The following is a 20576-nucleotide window of genomic DNA, read 5'->3' as shown; positions in this document are numbered from 1 at the left end:
AATGAATCTTTAAAAAAGCCGTCACAATATTGTGTTGGTTTTGGAATTTATGGATTTCACCTCCTTTTTTATCACCCGGTGAAACAGGGACACATATATTTGGGAATATACGTTTAAAGATGAAAGCGGGGGATTGCATGGTTTCCGATATCGATTACACGTCTCCGAATACACAGTTCACTTATGATGTGAATGAGAGCCGTTTTTTTACGAAAGATGCTCGGAACTTTATCAATGTATTGGGGATTAAACAGTTAAACACGCTTGAAAATATTTCATTATTAGATATCTTTCTGAGTAAAACAAATGTGATTGAACCGCATACCCATCAAAACGCCGCTGAATTGGTGTACTGTATTTCGGGTTCCGCGGTGGTGTCGATGCTGAATCCGTTCACCCAGAAAATACGGAATTATCCGATCTCTCCAGGGCAAGTGGCGAATATTCCGCAGGGGTGGTGGCATTATGAAGTCGCCACTTCAGACAAAACCCATCTTTTGGCCATATTTGACGCCCCTTCGCCTGAAGTGATATACGGCTCGGATATTCTCCGTCTGACGCCGCCGGAGATCATGGCGCATACGTACTGTCTGAATGAGCATGAGTGGGAAAAAGCCGTTTCACCGATCCGGCAATCAACTGTGATAGGCCCCGATAAATACTGCGGACAGTCTGAAAACACGGGTATTCATGATATGAATAAGCCTTATCAGCCAAATACGCCTTATCCGAATGATCCGTATCGGCATTATGATACGCCGTTATATTGGGGATATTAAACGGAGAGCCTGAGCGGCATTCAGCTCGACAGAAAGAGCCCCTCATTGGAGAGGGGCTCTTGATCATTACGGTCCGGTTCCGCAGCTTACTTTGTACTCGCCTTCGGACGATTTTTTTGAATAACATACGTGCGGCGTCTGTCCGGTTTCATCTTTCCAATTGAACCAATTTACATAATAAAGGTTCCCGGCCTCTCCACCGCCTTCTTCTTTTTGAAGAATCGCAAAGTAGCTTTGATACGGATATCCTTTTTTATAAATGTCATGCCTGATGGCTCCTTTTTCTGAAGCAGACGTGAAGATGACAGGAGAAAGAGGCGAAAGCGCTGTCAAAAAAAGCGCCAGTGCAGCTGACAGAGATAATATAAGATAGATTTTCTTTTTCATTTTCTCTCTTTCCTTTATTTTCAATTGTTAGAAATGAAGCAGAACACAGAGGCTGCCGCAGAAGATGAAAAAACAAAAAAACCCTTATTTATAGAATAAGGGTTTAAAGGTATGGAGCCAAGGGGGCTCGAACCCCTGACCTCTACGCTGCCAGCGTAGCGCTCTCCCAGCTGAGCTATGGCCCCGTGCTGTAACGTCATGTTTTATTATAGACGACTCTTCTATGAATTTCAAGCAGAAAATTCAGTTTGCTCATATTTTCCTGAGACGTTTTTCGAACATAAAAAGAAGACCCTCCGGGGGCCTCTTCGTTTATCGCACGAGCATGATTAAAATGATGCCGAGGATGACACGGTAAATGGCGAACGGGACAAGCTTAATCCGGTTAATGAGCCGAAGAAAAAACTTGACGACTAAGAGGGCGACGACAAAGGCGCAGATAAAGCCGACAAGAAAAAACGGAATCATGTCATAAGAAAGACTGCTCCAGTATTTCACCAGCTTCAGAAGGCTTGCGCCCGCCATAATCGGAATAGCCATAATAAATGTGAAGTCTGCGGCTGCCCGGTGATTCAAGCCTACAATGACACCTCCGGCAATCGTTGAGCCTGAGCGGGAAAATCCCGGCCATAAGGCGAGACACTGGAATAATCCGACACAGAAAGCCTGTTTGTAGGTGATTCTGTCCACCGTATCGATCGTTTCTTTCCTTTTATTGATCCAGTCCGCTATAAGCATAAGCACGGCTCCGGCAATTAATCCGTAAGCGACCGTTCTGACGGAGAATAAATAGCGGTCAATGAAATCCTCAAATAAAAAGCCGAGCACCGCTGCCGGAACAAGACCGACGGCGATTTGCGCGATGGTCAGCCTGTATCCCTTCTGCTGATCGCGCGTGACGTTTTTTTTGAGGCCGAGTAAATGTAATATCCGATCCTTAAACACAATGGCCACCGCCAGAATCGAACCGAGCTGAATCACCACTTTGAAGGAATTTGCGGCTTCCGGATTCATCAGGCTTCCGGATTTCAGCCAGATGTCATCCGCTATGATCATATGTCCCGTGGAAGAAACCGGCGCGTACTCCGTCAGCCCTTCCACGATTCCTAAAACGGCTGCTGTGAACATCTCCCATAGTGTCATCCCATTCTTCCCTTCATTCATCATTTACAAAAGAGAAGCTCTCCTCTGAAGGAAAGCCTGTCTTATAATAAATATCATGTCCGTTCCGATTTTATGACTTCGATACAGCATCATTTTTTTCTTCTTCATATAAATGCGAACGCATTTTGAACCAATCAAACAGATGGGTCGTGACCACTTTGATGACCGCATACCCCGGGATGGCTAAAATAATGCCGACAACCCCGAACAGCTTTCCGGCAGTTAAAAGAACAAAGATGATGGTAATCGGGTGAATGTGAAGATTTTTCCCCATGATCTGCGGAGAAATTAATTTTCCTTCCACGAGCTGGACAACGGTCCAGACAATCGCAAGCTTCAGCAGCATAAGGGGCGAAGTGACCAACGCGATAATAATCGCCGGCGTGATAGCAATGGTCGGCCCTAAATACGGAACGACGCTCGTACAAGCGGCAATGACCGCAAGCAGTGACGCATAATCAAGTCCGATAATCAGATAGCCGATAAATAATAAAAACCCGATGCAGAAGCTGACGATGACCTGTCCTCTAATATAGGAGCTTAATCTGTGGTTCATTTCACTAAGCATCGTATACGTTTGTTCTTTCAGACGGGTGGGCACAAACTTTAAGATATAGATTGGCAGTTTTTTGCCGTCTTTCAGCAAATAGAACAGAATAAACGGCACGGTCACAATTGAAATAATCACTTCCGTCAGCGCGCCGATAAAATTCCCGACCCCGGTAAATGTGCTGTTTGCAATTGTCGCCGCCTGCGCCGATACTTTATTAGCAAGATCGGAAATGTTGATATTCATCGTCTTTTGCGCCTGATTTACAAAATCGCTTCCGATCAGGCTTTTCGTCTGATCTTCAACAATATCCACATATTTCGGCAGATTGTCGATCAGGCTCATGATCTGTTCCTTTAAAAACGGAATAATTGAAACGACCGTAATCGTAATCAGCCCTATAATAATGAGGTAAAGGAGCAGGATGGAATAGACTCTTTTCACTCTTATTTTTTCCAATATATCTACGATCGGATTAAGCAGATAATAAACGATTCCTGTCAAAATGACGGGGAGCGCAATCGTTTTGAGCAGGACGATAATGGGTGTGAAAATAAATGATGTCTTCATAAAGACAAGGATATTGAGACCGATGAGCAGCAATACAAGCAAAAACAAGACAAATTTATTGTCTAAGAAAAACTGTTTAAATCTGCCGCCCCATGTTTGCAATGTTTCCACTATTGTTCCTCCATCATATGTATTTTACTTAAATTGTACACTATCGTTCCTGTAATGAAAAATAATAACCGGTCTCTATGGGAATTTTTCCTATCTCTTTAGCTGCCAGCCTTTTTTCCATTTATGTTTCTCAGAAAAAAAGCTATAATGTAAGCCAATACATAGAAGGAGCGATAGCAATGATTCGATTTGCAACAGTCGGAACGAATTGGATTACAGAACGATTTCTGGAGGCGGCTTCTGCTATTGATGATTTTCAATTAACGGCGGTTTATTCCAGAACTGAGGAACGTGCGGCGGAATTCGCCGGCAAACACGGCGCTGCTCATTATTTTACCAGCCTGAAAGAAATGGCGGAAAGCGAAGCCTATGACGCGGTGTATCTCGCCAGCCCGAATGCATTTCACAAAGAGCAGGCGGTCCTTTTTATGGAACACGGCAAGCATGTACTGTGCGAAAAACCGTTTGCGTCTAACGCAAGGGAAACGGATGAAATGATTCACGCAGCCAAAACGAACGGCGTTCTCTTGATGGAAGCCATGAAAACAACGTTCCTGCCGAACTTCAGCATGCTTCAAAACCACTTACATAAAATCGGACCCGTCAGGAGATTCACGGCAAGCTACTGCCAATATTCATCACGATATGATGCATATAAAAACGGTACGGTGCTAAACGCGTTTAAGCCTGAATTATCGAACGGTTCATTAATGGACATCGGCGTGTACTGCATTTATCCGGCCGTCGTCCTGTTCGGCAAACCGAAAAACGTCATTGCGACCGGTCATAAACTAGCATCCGGCGTTGACGGCGAAGGCACGGTCATTCTGTCATACGACGGATTTGAAGCGGTGCTGATGCATTCGAAAATCTCAAATTCGTTTGCCTCGGCGGAAATTCAGGGTGAAGACGGCACGATCGTGCTGGACAGCATTCACGGACCGGAACGGGCGGAAATCCGCTATCGTGACGGACGGACGGAAGACATTTCAGTCCCTGATCTGAAACCGTCGATGTACTACGAAACGGCTGAATTCATCAATCTTCTTCGAAACGGACAGCGGGAGTCTTCCGAAAATACATTTGAACGTTCTTTCATTACGGCAAGCATTATGGAGGAAGCGAGAAAACAAATCGGAATTGTCTTTCCCGCCGATCAAAACTAAAAACATCCGCCCGGATTCGGGCGGATGTTTTTTATTTGGACGCTAACAGGTCAGCAAACGCTTTTGCATACTGCGGAAGGTCGGGCGGGCGGCGGCTTGATACAATGTGGCCGTCAGTTACGACTGCTTCATCCAGCCACTGTGCCCCTGCATTTGTCATGTCGTCTTTGATGCCGGGCGTGCTCGTTACTTTTTTTCCTGCGAGAATTCCGGCAGATATGAGCACCCAGCCCGCATGACAGATCTGGCCGATCGGCTTTTTCTGCTCGTTCATCGTACGGATGATGTCCAAAACTTCGGGATATCTTCGCAGTTTGTCAGGAGCCCAGCCGCCAGGCACGAGCACGGCGTCATACTCCTGAATAATCAGGCTCTTAAAATCGTAATCCGCCGTCGCGGGCACGCCGTATTTTCCTTTGTATGAACGGCCCGCTTCTTCTCCTATTAAATGAACGATCGCGCCTTCCTCTCTCAGACGGTAGACGGGATACCAAAGCTCTAAGTCTTCAAAATCGTCACTGACAAGCGCTATGACTTTTTTGCCTTCTAATCTCATCACTGCCACTCCCTTCTTTTATACTAGTGTATCGCTTTTTTCAGATGAGGAAAAGAAACAGCTCGCTACAGCTGTTCTTCGTCTTCAGACTGAATCGTAAATTTCCGTGTGACCTGCTGCAGTTCTTCAGCCATATGCGCAAGCGTTTCGGCGGATGAACTGATTTCTTCCATGGAGGCCAGCTGCTCTTCAGCTGAGGCGGCGATGTCTTGAATGCCGGCGGACCCTTCTTTGGCGACTGAGGTAATGTCCTCCACCGCGTTTGTCACATTTTGCGACCCGGCTGCAAGCTTCTCAAGCGTTCCGTTCATATGCTGCAAGGCGCCTGAAATCTGAGTCGTCATTTCTGAGATTTTTTTGAAGCTTTCGGCCGTTTGATCCGTAATATCGAGGCCTTCCTTCACATCTTGATTCACCGCTTGGAATACGGAAAGCGATGTGGCGATTTCTTTGACGATTTCCTGAATCAGCGTTTCGATTTCCTTCGCGGAGCCGGCTGATTGTACGGCAAGCTTTCTCACTTCTTCCGCAACGACGGAGAAGCCCCGCCCGTATTCGCCTGCTCTGGCTGCTTCAATGGCAGCGTTTAAGGCAAGCAGATTTGTTTGATCGGCAATGCCGTTAATGACGTTGAGAATGCTCTTAATGTCGTGCGACTTCGTTTCCAGCCCTTTTACGACCGCTTCCGCCTGCTGTACGGAACGATCAATTGTTTTCATCTGGCCTACCGTTTTCGCCACTAATTCTTCTCCGCTTCCGGCCGTTTCAGAGGTTTGGATGGCGGATTCAGTGATTTCCGCCGATACATTCGCCGTCTCGGCAATGCCGGCATTCATTTGGGAAAGGTGATCAGCACTTTCTTCCAATTTCTCGCTTTGTGATTCGTTTCCGTTTGAGAATTGTTCAATCGCCAGTGTAATATGCTCTGTCGCCTTGCTCGTCTGTCCGGCGGATGCCGTCAGCTCTTCGGATGAAGAAGCGACATGTTCGACGGATGATTGAATGACGCCGATGACAGACCGGAGTGAGGCCGACATCTCATTGAAGCTTTGGCTGAGCTGCCCGAATTCATTTTTTGATTTGATGTCAATGACTGCCGTTAAATCGCCGTCACTGATTTTAGCTGATGTCGAAACAAGTTTTTTGAGCGGTTTTGCAATCGAGCGAATGATAAAAAAGATTAAAACCCCGCCGACGATAAGAGAAACCGCCAGGATGATCAGCGCCATTTTCATGACAGGCGAGGCTGCGTCATGGATCTCACTGACAAAAAATGTGCCGGCGATTTTCCAGCCCGTCAGTTTGTTTGTCGTGAAGGCCATTTTCTTCTGCTGTCCTTCAAACATGTATTCAAACGATCCGCTTGATTTGGAAAACACTTCTTTCGTCCACTCTCCGGAGCCTTCCGTTCCCGCTTTTATAGTCGGATGGGCGATGTATTTTTTATCTCCCGTTGTAATGAAGGCAAATCCTTTATGACCGATCTGCACGCGTTCGGAAGCGTTCAGCAGGTCGCCCAGATTAATATCAAGCGCCACAACGCCTGATCCGTCTTTTGTCTGCTGGGCAATCGTAACGACCGTCTGTCCGGTTGCAGCGTCTTTATAAGGCTCGGTAAACACCGGCTGCCCGCTTTTTTCAACCGCCTTTGTATACCACTCGCGCGTGAGCGGATTATAATCGGACGGCATGTCAGCGGACGGATATTTCACAAACGCTTTGTCGCGAGACGCGGCGTAAATTGACGCGACATCGCCATTTACGGTGACATACTGCTTCATATTGTCGAGCAGTGCCGATTTATTTTTCGTGTTCAGTTTTTCCTTTGTGATTGATTCGCTGTAGTAGTCAATCGCTTTCAGCTTGCCTTCGAGCATGTTTTCCAGCACGCTGTTCAGTTCACTGACATTTCCCTGGGCGCTGTGGGTCAGTTCTCTTTCTAATGTACTCCCCGCCGTTTGGTAGCTGAAGTAGGCGAGTATGCCGACCGGAAGCACCAATACGGCTAAAAATGCCGCGATCAGCGGCTTGCTGATGGATGGCTGTTTGATCCAATGTATCAGTTGTTTCATTTTTTCAGTCTCCTTCTTTGAAAAGCTAAATCTAATATCGTCAGATAGGACAAAAGATTTATTAAAAAAACTAAAAAAAACACCCAAACAGCACATTTGGGTGTTCTATGACCTATTAATCTATTTTAAATCGTTTCGTCATATCACGTAATTCTTCCGCCATTTGGGATAACGTTTCCGAAGACGAACTGATTTCTTCCATTGAAGCCAGCTGTTCTTCGGCAGAGGCCGCGATATCCTGAATGCTGGCGGAGCTTTCTTTTGCGATGGACGCGATTTGCTCAGAAGCTCCTGAAATCTGCTGTGATCCTGCTGTCAGCTGTTCTACCGTCGCATTCATATTTTGAATTTCTCCGGCGATCTGGTTCGTCATTTCAGAAATCCGTTTGAAGCTCGTTTCGGTCTGATTCGTAATATCCAGTCCGCTCTCCACCTCTTTGTTGACGGATTGGAACATGCCGAGAGATGTATTGATTTCGTTGACGATTTCTATAATTAAGCTTTCGATTTCTTTCGCTGAATCGGCAGACTGGACCGCAAGTTTTCTGACCTCTTCGGCGACGACTGAGAAGCCCCGGCCGTATTCACCCGCACGCGCGGCTTCAATTGCCGCATTCAGTGCAAGAAGGTTTGTCTGATCAGCGATTCCGTTAATGACACCGAGAATGTTTGTAATGTCTTTTGATTTTGTTTCAAGTCCGCGCACCACTTGTTCAGCTTCTTTCACTGACCGGTCAATGACGTTCATTTGGCCGACCGTCTGGTGGACGAGCTTTCCGCCTGAATTGGCGACTTCCGCTGATGTGACGGAGGATTCGGTAATGACGGCAGATGCTTTCGCCATATCTTTAAGCCCGCTGTTCATTTGATAAATATGTTCCGCCGCGCTTTCGATATTTTCACTTTGGCTTTCATTTCCGTTAGAAAATTGTTCGATCGCCAGTGTGATATGTTCCGTTGCCTTGCTTGTCTGCTCCGCTGAAGCCGTCAGCTCTTCTGAGGAAGATGCGACGTTATTCACGGAATCCTGAATGGCATGGATGAGAGACCTGAGTGAAGCGGCCATATTGTTAAAGCTTTTGCCCAGCTCGCCTAATTCATCTTTTGACTGAATTTCGATCGTTTCTGTTAAGTCGCCTTCACTGATCTGTTTCGATGATGTCACAAGCTGCTTGAGCGGTTTTGTGATTGAACGAATAATCAGCACCATGACGATGGTTCCGATGACAATCGCTAATACGAGAACGAGCAGGGACAGATGAAGGATCGGCAAAGCCGCTTCATGAATTTCGTCCAGATACATCGTTCCGGTAATCTTCCAGCCTGTCAGCCCGTTCGTATCATAAGCCATTTTCTTTTCCTGGCCGTCGTATTTGTATTGAAAATCACCTTTTTTGCTGTTGTACAGCTGTTCAGCCCAATCCCCGTTTAATACTGTGCCTGACGTGCGGTTCGGGTGGGCGACCACTTTTTTGTCTTTCGTCAGGATAAAAGCGTAGCCTGATTTTCCGATGTTCACTTTCTTTGTCGTTTTCAGAAGTTCATCGATTTTCATATTGATGGCGACGACCCCTGAGCCGTCTTTCGTCTGCTGAACGACCGTCACGACCATCGTATTGGTGGAAGCCGTGCGGTAAGGATCTGTTACAACAACTTTCCCCTTATTTTCCACGGCCTTTTTATACCAGTCTCTTTCAAGCGGATTATATCCTTTAGGCATCTGCAGATCCGGATACCGTGTGAAATGTCCTTCCGTGTCACTCGTATAGATGGATTCCACGTCTTTATTGATCTTCATGTACTCTGTGAATTTATCGGTAATTTGCGATTGGTTTTTCGGCTTGTACCGATCCTTTGTGAGCCAGTCGCTGAAATATGCCGTTCCGTCTTCCTTTTGGCTGATGCTTGTGTTGATCATATCGTTAATCTGCTGCACATTATCTAGTGCGCTTCCCATCATCTGCCTGTCAAGCGTGCTTACCGCCGATTGATAGGCGATAAAAGCCAGCGTTGAAATAGGAAGAATGAGAATGGCCAAAAAAGAAATGAGCAGTTTTCTTGTAAGCGATCTCTGCTTGATGATTTGCACAATTTTTTTCATCTGCTATATCTCCTCTTGCGTGTTTACCCTTCATATCGGCAATTATGGGTAAATATACACATCCAAAAAGAAGAAATATAACGAAACATACTTTTTACCTATTGCAAAATTAGTCTTTTAGACTTAATTAAGAGTTTATCTTAAAACGCTTTGTCAGTTCGCGTAATTCCTCCGCCATTTTTTCCAGCGTGACGGCTGAGGAACTGATCTCCTCCATGGACGCAAGCTGCTCTTCAGCTGAAGCCGCGATGTCCTGAATGCCGGCCGCGCTTTGTCTGGAGACTGCCGCGATATCCTCTGAAGCGTTTGATACTTCCTGAGATCCGGCAGAAAGCTGTTCCACGGTTGCATTCATATTTTGCAGTTCACCGGCAATCTGATTTGTTTTAGCGGAAATGTCCCGGAAGCTTTTTTCCGTTTCGTCCGTTAACTGAAGTCCGCTTTTCACCTCGTGATTGACGGATTCCAGCATTCCGAGCGAAGTATGAATTTCTTTGACGATTTCATGAATTAAGGATTCGATTTCTTTCGCTGAATCGGCGGATTGGACGGCAAGCTTTCTCACTTCTTCGGCAACGACTGAAAAACCGCGTCCGTATTCTCCCGCTCTTGCCGCTTCAATGGCTGCATTTAAAGCAAGCAGATTCGTTTGATCCGCAATGCCGTTAATGACGCGCAAAATGCTGGTGATGTCCTGCGATTTGAGTTCAAGCCCTTGTACGACTTGCTCCGCTTTACTTACGGATTGGTCAATGGCGCCCATCTGGCCGGCTGTTTTCTTGACAAGCCGCTCACCGGCGCCGGATATCTCCGCCGATTCAATTGACGTTTCCGTCACCACGGCTGCCGCTTCCGCCAGATCGCTGAGCCCGTCTTTCATCTCATTCACTTGTGCTGTCGCTTTATCAATACTCTCACTTTGGTCTTCCGTTCCATTAGAAAACTGTTCAATCGCAAGGGTGATATGTTCCGTTGCTTTGCTCGTCTGCTCAGCCGAAGCCGTCAGCTCCTCTGAGGAAGAAGCGACATGTTCAACAGAGTCCTGAATTCCCTGAATAAGCGAACGGAGTGAATCTGTCATATGATTAAAACTTTTACCGAGCACGCCGAGCTCATCTTGAGAGCCGACATCAATGGTTTCCGTCAGATCTCCGCTGCTGATTTTTTCCGCTGAAGCTACGAGACGTTTTAACGGTTTGGTAATTGAGCGGATGACAAAATAAATGAAAATCATCCCTGCGGCGATGGCTATCGCCAATATGATAACGGCCAGAGTCAGAACCGGTCTTGCCGCATCCTTGATTTCATCCACGGACATGGTTCCGCTGATTTTCCAGCCCGTCGCTTCATTGGTCACGTACGCCATTTTTTTCGCTTTCCCGTTCAGCGTATATTCATAGTCGCCTTTTTGCCCGCTGTATAATGTATCAACCCATTTTCCCGATACCGCCGCACCGGCTTTTTCATCACTGTAAGCAACGGCTTTTTTATTTTTGCTGAGGATAAAGGCGTATCCTTCTTTTCCGATGTTCACTTCTTTTGTCATCGTGATGAGATCGTCGATTTTTATATCAATGGCGACGACGCCTGATCCGTCTTGCGCCGCGCGGGCCATGGTGACGACCATCTTTTTGTTTGAGATGGACTCATAAGGGTCCGTGATGATGGTTTGGCCTTTATTCTCCATGGCTTCCTGATACCAGCTTCTTTCAAGCGGATTGAAATCGGACGGCATATCGGCATGCGGATAACGGGTAAACGTTCCTTCCTTGCTGCTTGAAAATATGGCGGACGCTTTATCATTGCTTTCAATAAACTGTTTGAACCTTTCTTGCATTTCCGTTTGGTTTTTTTCTTTAAATTTAGCGCTTGTCGCCCATTCGCTGAAATATGCTGAGCTTTTTGTAAACATTCCGATCCGGTCATCAATCATATTGTTTAAGATTTGCACATTTCCTTCGGCGCTTTCCATCATTTGCTTTTCAACGGATGAAGCCGCCGAACGGTAGGCGCCGGCAGCCAATACTGCTACCGGAATAATTAAGATCAGTAAAAATGAAATGATAAGTTTTTTGGCTATTGATTTTCTGGCGATTTTTTTTGCTGTTTTTTTCAATTTTGTAAACCTCTTTCAATCATTTACTGTTTATATCGGCCGACTCCCTTTTTATTACATTGAAAATTAAGTCATAAATGAAAAATAGTTCTATGTACTCCCGTTGTATGCAAGACTTTTTATTTAATTTTCCGGCTGTCACTATAAAAAAGGACGCCTTCCATCCGGAAAGCGTCCTTTTTTACTAGTTGATTTTAAATTGTTTCGTTAATTCCCGCAGTTCTTCGGCCATTTGCGCCAAAGTATCGGCGGATGTGCTGATTTCTTCCATTGATGCAAGCTGTTCTTCTGCGGATGCGGCAATATCCTGAATGCTTGCTGCGCTTTCCCGTGATACGTCCGCGATATCGGTCACTGCGGCTGAAACGTGCTGAGAGCTGTCTGACAGCTGTTCAACCGTGCCGTTCATCGATTGAAGCTTCTCGGCGATGTCGTTTGTCATGCCGAAGATATTCTGGAAGCTTTCTTTCGTGCGGTCCGTTACGGCAAGTCCTGATTGAACTTCTTCATTAACGGATGTGAACATGTGAAGCGATGTATTAATTTCAGCCGTGATTTCCTGAATGAGTTTTTCAATCTCTTTGGCAGAACCGGCGGATTGGACGGCCAGCTTGCGCACTTCTTCGGCTACCACTGAGAAGCCCCGGCCGTATTCTCCCGCTCTTGCCGCTTCAATGGCTGCATTTAACGCAAGCAGGTTTGTCTGATCGGCAATACCGTTGATGACTCTTAAAATATGAGTGATGTCTTTTGATTTGGCCTCAAGACCTTTTACAACCGCTTCCGCCTGCTGGACCGATTGATTGATGAGATTCATCTGCCCGACGGTTTGCTGCACATATTCTTCCCCGGTGCCGGCAGCTTCCTTCGATTGTTTAGATGCTTCCGTAATGGATGATGATGTGCGGGAAACGGCGGCGAGTCCGTCATTTATATGATTCAGCTTAGCTGAGCTTGAATCGACTTTTTCGCTTTGCTCTTCGTTTCCGTTTGAAAACTGCTCAATCGCCATTGTAATATGTTCCGTCGCTTTGCTTGTCTGCGAAGCTGAAGCGGTCAGCTCTTCCGATGACGCGGCCACGTTGTCGACAGAGTTTTGGATCGCGCTGATCAGTCCCCGCAGAGATTCTCCCATTTCATTAAAGCTCGCGCCGAGTTCGCCCAATTCATCTTTCGAGCGGATATCAATGGTCTCGGTCAAGTCTCCGCCGCTGATTTGTTTAGAAGAGCGGACAAGCCGTTTCAGCGGTGACGTAATGGATCTGACAATGAACAGAATTAAAATTCCCCCGATGATAATGGATGCTGCAAGGACGATCATTCCCATCGTCAGCACCGGTTGTGAGGCGTCTTTAATTTCGTTGAGCTCCATGCTCCCTTCTATTTTCCATCCGGTCAGTTTATTTGTCGTAAACGCCATTTTTTTATTTTGATCATCGAGCTTGTATGAAATAATGCCGCTGTCTTTGCTGTATACCTCATTCAGCCACGGGGTTGAAACTTTATCACCCGGTTTGTGGTCTTTATGCGCGACATAGGTTTTATTTTTGGACGTGATAAACACGAATCCTTTTTGTCCGATTTTGATTCCCTGCATCTGCTTCAGCAGCTGGTCAATCGTAATATCCATGGCCACTACGCCTGTTCCGTCCTGCATCTGCTTTGCCACGGTGACGACCATGCTGCCGTCGCTTGCCGCGGTGTAAGGGTCGGTGACAACGAGCGTGCCGCCAGCCTTCACAGCGTCTTTATACCAAGTGCGTGTTCTCGGATCGTAATCGGCCGGAGTATTCTCCTTCGGCGCCTGTGCGTAGCTGCCGTCTTCCGTTCCTCCGTAAATGCGGGCTACGTCCTTATGAATAGACGTGTATTGCCCGAACTTTTCTTCAAGAGCAGACATGTTTTTCTTTGAGAAGGATGACCCTTTTAACGTTTCACTGAAAAATTCAATCGCCTTTGCTTTTGCGCCGATATCATTTGTAATGGTTGTGTTAAAAGATTCAATGTTATTTTTCGCGTTGCCTGAAATCTGATCATCCAGCGAATTGCTCGCCGTATGGTATGAACTGAATTCTAACACGAGAATCGGTATGATTAAGATCACGATAAATGAAATGATTAATTTACGTGAAATCGATGCCTTCGTGCACCAATTGATGAATTTTTTCATATTAAGCTGCTCCCTCAAGTGTGATACCTTATATATCGGCTCAGCCTTCACATTTTGTTAACATTTCCTCCTTTTTTATGACTTGATTTTCGTTGCCCAAGCTTCCTGCATATCTTATAAAAAAAGAGAAGGGGGGCGCGCAGATGATTATCATATCCGGCCAAGTGCTTCGGCCTCAGGACATCGCGAACTGGCAGACGGAAGAAAGCCTTGTTCCGTATATAAATGAACTGCTCAATTCTCCCGTACAATTCGATTACGGGTCGATTGCTGAACTGATGTTCGAGGTGCGGCTGCGCCGCCATATTGTGGAAGCCGCAAGAGAACTGCACGGATCAGGTGTGAAATTTGCAACTTTCGCCAAAACATACGGAAATACGGCTTATTGGAGAGTGACGCCGGAAGGAGCCTTGGAGCTGAAGTACAGAATCCCCGCTTCAAAAGCGATTCGGGACATTATTGAAAACGGGGCGTTTTACGCATTTGAATGCGCTACCGCCATTGTTGTGATTTATTATCTGGCCGTCTTAAAGACAATCGGTGAAGAACGGTTTAACCGGCGTTTCCGGGATATCACTTTGTATGACTGGCACTATGAGCATCTGCCGATCTACACGGAAACCGGCAGCCACTTTTTACGGGGAGATTGTTTATATTTTAAAAATCCTGATTTTAATCCTGCAAAGGCTCAGTGGCGGGGAGAGAATGTCATTGTGATGGGGAATGATCAATATTTCGCCCACGGTCTCGGGATTCTGACCGCTGAACAAATCATCCAGAGATTGAATTCTTTAAGAAAAAAAAATGCCGTGCAGCCGGCTTATCTGCTTAACCAGGCAACAAGGCTTGATGCACCCGCGCTTTATCAAATCATGCATTAAAACAATCCCATCGTCTGTCATTGTGACGATGGGATGCGGAATGCTTTTCTTTTCCGGTAAAAAGCCGTCGTGCCGAGCGCTTGGTTTGCAGCCCATTCAAACTTCTCTAAATCATGTCGGGTGACGGCTCTGTCCCGTCTGCTCCATTTAATGGCGCGGACAAAGTAATACCCTTTAATCGGCGCCATGGTGACTTTGGAATGCGGAAAATCTTCAAAGACAAACTCAATAGTCCCTCTTTTTTCGTAGGACATTTGAAGAATCTTCATCATCCATCACCTCACGATTTCTGGATTATGATTCGCACAATCTGTCCAAAACGGTTTTCACGTCTGTCGGCCCTTCAAGTTTCGCGGCGGACTGGCCGGCCCATAAAGACATATACTCCGCGTCTCCTGATTGAGCCGCGTGCCCGCGCATCGGCTTTGTCAGCGTATTATGCAGCGGATAAGGCAGCGTATTTCCCTCGTCGGCTTCATATGTTTTCATGAACTGATTCACGATTCCCCGCGCCAGTTTTCCCGAAAACAGGGTGGTCAGCCGCGTGTCGGCTCCTTTTGATTCGGCAATGGCTTTTTGATATGCCGGTGAGGCGCTGCTTTCTTCACAAAGGAGAAACGGTGTTCCTACTTGAACGCCGTCCGCACCCAAACATCGGGCCGCCTGCACCCCGCGGCGGTCAAAAATGCCGCCTGCCGCAATCACCGGGATATTCAGCGCGTCTTTAGCCTGCGGAATCAGCGCCATAAGGCCGAGAGCCGGTTCTCCTTTAACCGGCAGAAACGACCCGCGATGTCCGCCGGCTTCTATTCCCTGCAGAATAACGGCGTCCATCCCCCGTTCTTCAAAGGCTTTCGCTTCCTCCGGCGTTGTCGCCGTGCCGAAAAGGAAACAGCCGCTTTTCTTCAGCTTTTCCGCCGTTTTTTCCGGCGGCAGGCCGAAGGTGAATGAACACGCTTTGACTCCGTAACGGATCAGAAGCTCCGCTTTTTCCTCGAAATCATTCCATTCTTCTTTCAGATCAGAGAACGGCTTGGCGTCTTTTGCCCTTGGGATGCGGGCTTTCCATTTTTTAACCAGTTCCGCCTCAGGCATCTGCCTTTCTTCCGGGACGAAAAGATTTACTTGAAAGGAGCGGTCCGTCAGCTCTTTCATCTCGATAAGCTGTTTTTCAAGCGCTTGCGGGCTGACGTATCCTGAAGCGAGGCTTCCGAGCGCCCCTTCATTTGATACCGCCGAAGCCAGACGCGGCGTGACCAGCCCGCCGGCCATCGGCGCCTGAATGACGGGCTTTGTTAATGATAATGCACTCATCCACTCACTCATTTGTTTTCCTCCGTTTCAGCCTGTATTTTGATATAACATGTTCTGTTTCGCGGACCGTCAAATTCGCAAAAATAAACGCCCTGCCATGTTCCGAGTATCAGGCGCCCGTCTTCTATGATGACATGCTGGGAGGCGCCGGTTGTACTCGCTTTCATATGTGCCGCCGTATTTCCCTCCATATGCCGGTCCAGTTCGTGGTCCCACGGATATATTTCATCAAACCTTCTGAGCATATCCCTCTTCACATCCGGATCGGCATTTTCATTTATGGTAATGCCGGCGGTTGTATGGGGACAGTATATGAGCGCCAAACCGTTTTTTACGCCTGTTTTGCGGAGAAACGCTTCAGCTTCATGTGTGATGTCGATCATTTCATCCCGTCTGTTTGTTTGAATCTGCAATTTTTTCAGCATATAAATGCCTCCTTTCTTTTTCTCTTCCTTTCCCATATTCGTTTCTGTATTTGTCTTTTCCTGTCGGATCGCGATGATAAACGCAGATCACAAAAAACTTCAGCCTCGGGACTGAAGTTTTTCACCATATATATACGCGGGCCTCATAAGGCTTTAAAACAAAGGATGTCACATGGCGGTGCACTTCTGTCTCCGCGTTTGCAAGCACGAGAGAATCGGAGTCAAGCGGATAACCGGGATGCCTGTATAAAGCGGGGGTTCGGGACAGATTTGTGATGATCAGGGCGGTTGTTGTTCCGTTTTTTCTTAGATAGGCATAAATCTGCCGGTCATTCGGAAGCAGCAATTCGTATGTGCCGCTGATCAATACGCCGTGTTCTTTTCTGAGGGCGAGCAGCCGTTTGTAGAAATGGTATACGGATGTTTCATCCTGCATTTGTGATGCAGCATTCAGCCATGTGTAGTTCGGATTCACTCCGAGCCACGGAGAAGCATCAGAAAACCCGCCGTTCGCCTCACCGCTCCATTGCATCGGTGTCCGTGAATTATCCCGGCCCTTCTTCCAGATGATCTTCATCACTTTTTCATGCGGAACGCCGCGGGACGTCTCTTTTTCATACAGATATTTCATTGCGGCATCATCATAATCTTCAATGGATGGGAACGAAACATTGGTCATTCCGAGCTCCTGCCCCTGGTAAATAAACGGCGTGCCTTTCATCAGCATATACATCGCGGCGAGTGCCTTGGCGCTTTCTGTCAAAAACCGTTCGTCACCCCATACCGAGACGGAACGGGGCTGATCGTGGTTCTCCATAAATAACGCGTTCCAGCCCTTTCCTTCAAGACTGTTCTGCCAGCCGGACAAGACGCGCTTAAGCGCCGGAATGGAGATGCTTTGATCACCTTCCGTATCCCAGAGGCCGAGATGTTCAAATTGAAAAATCATTTGAAAGACGCCGTTTTCTTCACCGGCCCAATCAGCCGCCTCCCAAGCCGCCACTCCGTTCGCCTCGCCGACCGTCATGATCGGATAGCGCGAAAATGTTTCCCGTTTCAGCTCTTTTAAGAGATCCATTATGCCTTCCCCATTCATATGATACGGGAAAGACGGGACGTATGGGAGACCGTCCGGATTCGGCATGTCAGGGAGCCCTTCTTTTTTCTTAATGTGAGAAATGGCATCCACCCGGAAGCCGTCTATGCCTTTATCAAGCCACCAGCGGACCATCTCATAAACGGACTGCCTCATCGCTTCGTTTTCCCAATTTAAATCAGGCTGTTTTTTGTCAAAGAGGTGCAGGTAATACTGGTCGGTTTCTTGATCATATTCCCACGCTGATCCGCCGAAAATGCTTTCCCAATTGTTCGGCTCTTTGCCGTTTTTTCCGTCTCTCCAGATGTACCAGTCCCGTTTTTCGGAATCTTTCGCTGAGCGTGATTCGATAAACCAAGGGTGCTCATCGCTTGTATGGTTGATGACGAGGTCTATAATCAGCTTCATGCCGAGCGCATGGACATCCGCAAGGAGCCGGTCAAAATCCTCCATCGTCCCGAATTCGCCGGCAATTTGTTTATAATTCCGAATATCGTAGCCGTTGTCCGCGCCCGGCGAGTCAAAAACGGGACAAAGCCAGATCACATCCGCCCCCAACTCTTTTATGTAATGAAGCTTTGCTCTGATGCCGTTCATGTCGCCGATTCCGTCCCCGTTCGAATCCATAAAACTTCGGGGATAAATTTGATAGACGGCCGCCGTTTTCCACCAATCCGTTTTCATACCGACACTCCTTTCTTTACAGCATATGAAAGAGCGGGACGAAGAAGCATTTTTTTCATAAAAAAAGCCTCATTGCAAAAGCAGGAGGCTCAGAAATCAGTTTTTTTAATTTCAACGAAGCGGATATGATGGTCTTCCGCTTCCAGCACCTTAAATTCACACCCTTCGGCATGAAACACATCACCATTTTTCAGCTCCATTTTTTGTGTTAAGAGCCAGCCGGCAATCGTGTCAATGTCTTCATTTTCGATGGCGATATCAAGGAGATCATTCACCTCTTCTATGAGCGCCTTGCCGTCCATCACATAGTGGTGTTCGCCTTTTTTGACGATGTGGGGCATTTCATCCTGGTCATATTCATCACGGATTTCCCCGACGATTTCCTCCAATATGTCTTCGACGGTCACAAGTCCCGCCGTGCCGCCGTATTCGTCAACGAGAATCGCCATATGAATCCGCTCCTTCTGCATGCGGATCAAAAGCTCCTGAACGGGGATGCTTTCAATGACTCTGATGACCGGACGCATAATTTCTTTTAATTCAATGGAGCGGCCGAGAAAATACGCTTTAAATAAATCCTTATTGTTAATAATGCCGAGAATGTGATCTTTGTCTTCCTTAATAACCGGATATCGCGTATACCGTTCGTTGATGATCAAATGTATGGCTTCATCAACTGACTGTTCAAGCGAGATGGCGGCGATTTCGGTGCGCGGCACCATGATTTCTCTGGCGACCCGGTTATCGAATTCAAATATTTTATTGACGTAACGGAATTCGGATTGATTGATTTGACCTTTTTTATAGCTTTCGGACAAAATCAGCCGCAATTCCTCTTCACTGACCACGACCTCATGTTCTTTCACCGAATGAAAACCGAACAGCTTGACCAAAAATCCGGCTGAGCCGTTTAACAGCTTAATAAACGGATACATCACTTTATAAAACAGAATGAGCGGTTTCGCCGTCCACAGACTGACGGCTTCGGCTTTTTGAATGGATATCGTTTTCGGCGCAAGCTCTCCGATGACGACGTGCAGATACGTGACGGCGATAAACGCCGCAATAAACGTGACGACGTGCGTAATAGATGACGGCATTCCGATCAGGCTGAAAACAGGATGAAGAAGCCGCTGAATCGTCGGTTCACCGAGCCAGCCGAGTCCAAGCGCCGTAATCGTAATGCCGAGCTGGCACGCTGATAAATATTCATCGAGATTTGAAATCACCCTGTGCGCCGCGAGCGCCCGGCTGTCTCCGGTTTCAACCAGCTCCGCGATTTTTGAACCGCGGATTTTGACAATCGCAAATTCCGCAGCGACAAAGATGGCCGTTAATCCGATTAACAGCATAATGAGAATCAGTTTTAATATAAGCAAAAAAACCCCTACCGCAAACGGTAAGGGGCCACCTCCTTCGTGTTAATTCTCATCACGACCATTTAAGAAAATCATCACAAAACGAAGCAGCTCGAATAATGAAACGAGCGCCGCAGCCACATACGTCAGCGCGGCGGCGTTCAGCACTTTATTCACGCCGTGTTCTTCACTGTTGCGAATGAATCCTTCCGACACGATAATCCGCTTCGCCCTCGCGCTGGCATTAAACTCGACAGGCAGTGTGACAAGCTGGAAAAAAACAGCGGCCGAAAACAAAATAATGCCGAGTCCGATTAAGTTCAAGCTGCCCAGGAGCATCCCGCCCAAGAAAAGCAGAGGGGCAACCCCGGAGGCAAAATTGACGACCGGAAAAATTTTGTGCCTCAGCACAAGCGCGCCGTATGATTCCTGATGCTGCAAAGCATGTCCGACTTCATGGGAAGCGACGGAAATGGCGGAAATGGAGCGGCCGTAATATACCGGCTCAGATAAACGCACCACCCGCTCCGTCGGGTCGTAATGGTCTGTTAAAGTGCCTCTTACCGGTTCTACCGGCACATCATATAAACCGTTAATATCAAGAATCCGTCTTGCCGTTTCCGCCCCCGTCCGCTGACTGGAAGCTTCCACGTCTGAGTATTTCTGAAAATTGCTTTTCACTTTAAATTGTGCCCAAAACGACAATCCCAATGCAGCAATTGTTAAAAAGATAAACAGCATATTATCCTCTTCCTTTTTCTCTTATATCGTACGATCTGCTTATATATTATTTTAATGATTGTCCGCTTTCCTGTACAGAAATCCGCTTCTTTTTTCTGACAGGAATCAATCCTCCGAGCATGATGAGGATACACCCGGCCAATCCGATGTAAAACGGAAACGTGCCTGCGGTCTCTTTTACAAAAACAAGCCATGAAAATCCGCCTGACATGTGATTGTATCCATTCAAATCAAAAATAAGCAATACGGCCGCCGAAGCGAGCAGCTGCGCTCCGGCCAGCGCCGCCAGCAGTTTTTGAATGACTGTCATTTGACTCACCCTTTTTCGGTCCGCT

18 protein-coding genes and 1 tRNA gene are annotated in these 20576 nt (G+C 47.0%); 3 read left to right on the top strand and 16 right to left on the bottom strand.

What is annotated here, in order from left to right; all coding sequences use genetic code 11:
• The first annotated feature begins 137 nt into the window (after positions 1-137).
• On the top strand, positions 138-779 hold the full coding sequence (locus tag ACWHAR_RS14805) for a cupin domain-containing protein (RefSeq protein ID WP_032876866.1): 642 nt from the start codon (positions 138-140) through the stop codon (positions 777-779).
• A gap of 66 nt (positions 780-845) precedes the next feature.
• On the opposite strand, the gene ACWHAR_RS14800 is transcribed toward ACWHAR_RS14805, so the two are convergent.
• From ACWHAR_RS14800 to ACWHAR_RS14785, 4 genes are all read right to left on the bottom strand, one after another.
• A complete protein-coding gene (locus ACWHAR_RS14800) occupies positions 846-1166 on the bottom strand; it encodes a hypothetical protein (RefSeq protein WP_032876862.1) in 321 nt (106 codons plus the stop codon).
• A 112-nt stretch (positions 1167-1278) separates the two neighbouring features.
• Positions 1279-1351: transfer RNA gene (locus ACWHAR_RS14795), tRNA-Ala, on the bottom strand.
• A 127-nt stretch (positions 1352-1478) separates the two neighbouring features.
• A complete protein-coding gene (locus ACWHAR_RS14790) occupies positions 1479-2309 on the bottom strand; it encodes an undecaprenyl-diphosphate phosphatase (RefSeq protein WP_007613337.1) in 831 nt (276 codons plus the stop codon).
• A 91-nt stretch (positions 2310-2400) separates the two neighbouring features.
• Positions 2401-3561, bottom strand: a complete 1161-nt coding sequence (locus ACWHAR_RS14785) for an AI-2E family transporter (RefSeq protein WP_007613339.1) — start codon at positions 3559-3561, stop codon at positions 2401-2403.
• Between the two features lie 179 nt (positions 3562-3740).
• Between ACWHAR_RS14785 and ACWHAR_RS14780 the strand changes: the two genes are divergently transcribed.
• Entirely contained in the window at positions 3741-4727 is a 987-nt protein-coding gene (locus tag ACWHAR_RS14780; protein ID WP_032876860.1) for a Gfo/Idh/MocA family protein, read from the top strand.
• A 31-nt stretch (positions 4728-4758) separates the two neighbouring features.
• Here the strand turns inward: ACWHAR_RS14780 and ACWHAR_RS14775 are convergent, their stop codons facing one another.
• The 5 genes from ACWHAR_RS14775 to tlpB (ACWHAR_RS14755) all read right to left on the bottom strand — a co-directional run bounded on the left by ACWHAR_RS14775 (position 4759) and on the right by tlpB (ACWHAR_RS14755) (position 13742).
• On the bottom strand, positions 4759-5283 hold the full coding sequence (locus tag ACWHAR_RS14775) for a type 1 glutamine amidotransferase domain-containing protein (RefSeq protein WP_003152143.1): 525 nt from the start codon (positions 5281-5283) through the stop codon (positions 4759-4761).
• 65 nt (positions 5284-5348) lie between these two features.
• Positions 5349-7355, bottom strand: coding sequence for a methyl-accepting chemotaxis protein TlpB (tlpB, locus tag ACWHAR_RS14770; RefSeq protein ID WP_032876857.1), 2007 nt, complete (start codon positions 7353-7355; stop codon positions 5349-5351).
• A 115-nt stretch (positions 7356-7470) separates the two neighbouring features.
• Entirely contained in the window at positions 7471-9456 is a 1986-nt protein-coding gene (gene tlpB, locus ACWHAR_RS14765; RefSeq protein ID WP_032876853.1) for a methyl-accepting chemotaxis protein TlpB, read from the bottom strand.
• Between the two features lie 127 nt (positions 9457-9583).
• Positions 9584-11572 carry a methyl-accepting chemotaxis protein TlpB gene (tlpB, locus tag ACWHAR_RS14760; RefSeq protein ID WP_032876850.1) on the bottom strand — a complete coding sequence of 663 codons (1989 nt, stop codon included), beginning with the start codon at positions 11570-11572 and terminating at the stop codon, positions 9584-9586.
• A 184-nt stretch (positions 11573-11756) separates the two neighbouring features.
• Positions 11757-13742 carry a methyl-accepting chemotaxis protein TlpB gene (tlpB, locus tag ACWHAR_RS14755; protein ID WP_032876993.1) on the bottom strand — a complete coding sequence of 662 codons (1986 nt, stop codon included), beginning with the start codon at positions 13740-13742 and terminating at the stop codon, positions 11757-11759.
• A 143-nt stretch (positions 13743-13885) separates the two neighbouring features.
• On the opposite strand from tlpB (ACWHAR_RS14755), the gene ACWHAR_RS14750 reads away from it, so the two are divergent.
• Positions 13886-14623: a protein-glutamine gamma-glutamyltransferase gene (locus tag ACWHAR_RS14750; RefSeq protein WP_007408635.1), complete on the top strand. Its 738-nt coding sequence runs from the start codon at positions 13886-13888 to the stop codon at positions 14621-14623.
• A 17-nt stretch (positions 14624-14640) separates the two neighbouring features.
• Here the strand turns inward: ACWHAR_RS14750 and ACWHAR_RS14745 are convergent, their stop codons facing one another.
• The 7 genes from ACWHAR_RS14745 to ACWHAR_RS14715 form a co-directional block, all read right to left on the bottom strand.
• Positions 14641-14892, bottom strand: a complete 252-nt coding sequence (locus tag ACWHAR_RS14745; protein ID WP_032876847.1) for a hypothetical protein — start codon at positions 14890-14892, stop codon at positions 14641-14643.
• 25 nt (positions 14893-14917) lie between these two features.
• Positions 14918-15949 carry an NAD(P)H-dependent flavin oxidoreductase gene (locus tag ACWHAR_RS14740; protein WP_032876844.1) on the bottom strand — a complete coding sequence of 344 codons (1032 nt, stop codon included), beginning with the start codon at positions 15947-15949 and terminating at the stop codon, positions 14918-14920.
• Positions 15946-16362 carry a secondary thiamine-phosphate synthase enzyme YjbQ gene (locus ACWHAR_RS14735; RefSeq protein WP_032876991.1) on the bottom strand — a complete coding sequence of 139 codons (417 nt, stop codon included), beginning with the start codon at positions 16360-16362 and terminating at the stop codon, positions 15946-15948. The genes ACWHAR_RS14740 and ACWHAR_RS14735 overlap by 4 nt, the downstream gene beginning before the upstream one ends.
• Before the next feature lie 121 nt (positions 16363-16483).
• Positions 16484-18142, bottom strand: a complete 1659-nt coding sequence (locus ACWHAR_RS14730) for a glycoside hydrolase family 13 protein (protein ID WP_032876841.1) — start codon at positions 18140-18142, stop codon at positions 16484-16486.
• A gap of 89 nt (positions 18143-18231) precedes the next feature.
• Complete coding sequence (locus ACWHAR_RS14725) at positions 18232-19521, bottom strand: hemolysin family protein (RefSeq protein WP_007408640.1); 1290 nt, start codon at positions 19519-19521, stop codon at positions 18232-18234.
• A 42-nt stretch (positions 19522-19563) separates the two neighbouring features.
• Positions 19564-20241 (bottom strand): zinc metallopeptidase, encoded by a 678-nt coding sequence (locus ACWHAR_RS14720; protein ID WP_003152125.1) that lies wholly within the window; start codon positions 20239-20241, stop codon positions 19564-19566.
• Positions 20242-20287: 46 nt separating this feature from the next.
• Positions 20288-20551, bottom strand: coding sequence for a hypothetical protein (locus ACWHAR_RS14715; protein WP_032876839.1), 264 nt, complete (start codon positions 20549-20551; stop codon positions 20288-20290).
• Positions 20552-20576: the final 25 nt, after the last annotated feature.

The organism is Bacillus sp. LR--39 (assembly GCF_053613335.1).
The sequence above is the reverse complement of the archived record's forward strand: the minus strand, read 5'-3'. Positions and strand labels throughout refer to the sequence as shown.

Excerpts from the sequence above, each read along its gene's own strand:
- ACWHAR_RS14740 (WP_032876844.1), bottom strand. The coding sequence starts at position 15,949 with ATGAGTGAGTGGATGAGTGCATTATCATTAACAAAGCCCGTCATTCAG.
- ACWHAR_RS14775 (WP_003152143.1), bottom strand. The coding sequence starts at position 5,283 with ATGAGATTAGAAGGCAAAAAAGTCATAGCGCTTGTCAGTGACGATTTT.
- ACWHAR_RS14780 (WP_032876860.1), top strand. The coding sequence starts at position 3,741 with ATGATTCGATTTGCAACAGTCGGAACGAATTGGATTACAGAACGATTT.
- ACWHAR_RS14720 (WP_003152125.1), bottom strand. The coding sequence starts at position 20,241 with ATGCTGTTTATCTTTTTAACAATTGCTGCATTGGGATTGTCGTTTTGG.
- ACWHAR_RS14805 (WP_032876866.1), top strand. The coding sequence starts at position 138 with ATGGTTTCCGATATCGATTACACGTCTCCGAATACACAGTTCACTTAT.
- ACWHAR_RS14745 (WP_032876847.1), bottom strand. The coding sequence starts at position 14,892 with ATGAAGATTCTTCAAATGTCCTACGAAAAAAGAGGGACTATTGAGTTT.
- tlpB (WP_032876857.1), bottom strand. The coding sequence starts at position 7,355 with ATGAAACAACTGATACATTGGATCAAACAGCCATCCATCAGCAAGCCG.
- ACWHAR_RS14790 (WP_007613337.1), bottom strand. The coding sequence starts at position 2,309 with ATGACACTATGGGAGATGTTCACAGCAGCCGTTTTAGGAATCGTGGAA.
- ACWHAR_RS14750 (WP_007408635.1), top strand. The coding sequence starts at position 13,886 with ATGATTATCATATCCGGCCAAGTGCTTCGGCCTCAGGACATCGCGAAC.
- ACWHAR_RS14735 (WP_032876991.1), bottom strand. The coding sequence starts at position 16,362 with ATGCTGAAAAAATTGCAGATTCAAACAAACAGACGGGATGAAATGATC.
- tlpB (WP_032876853.1), bottom strand. The coding sequence starts at position 9,456 with ATGAAAAAAATTGTGCAAATCATCAAGCAGAGATCGCTTACAAGAAAA.
- ACWHAR_RS14800 (WP_032876862.1), bottom strand. The coding sequence starts at position 1,166 with ATGAAAAAGAAAATCTATCTTATATTATCTCTGTCAGCTGCACTGGCG.
- ACWHAR_RS14715 (WP_032876839.1), bottom strand. The coding sequence starts at position 20,551 with ATGACAGTCATTCAAAAACTGCTGGCGGCGCTGGCCGGAGCGCAGCTG.
- ACWHAR_RS14730 (WP_032876841.1), bottom strand. The coding sequence starts at position 18,142 with ATGAAAACGGATTGGTGGAAAACGGCGGCCGTCTATCAAATTTATCCC.
- tlpB (WP_032876993.1), bottom strand. The coding sequence starts at position 13,742 with ATGAAAAAATTCATCAATTGGTGCACGAAGGCATCGATTTCACGTAAA.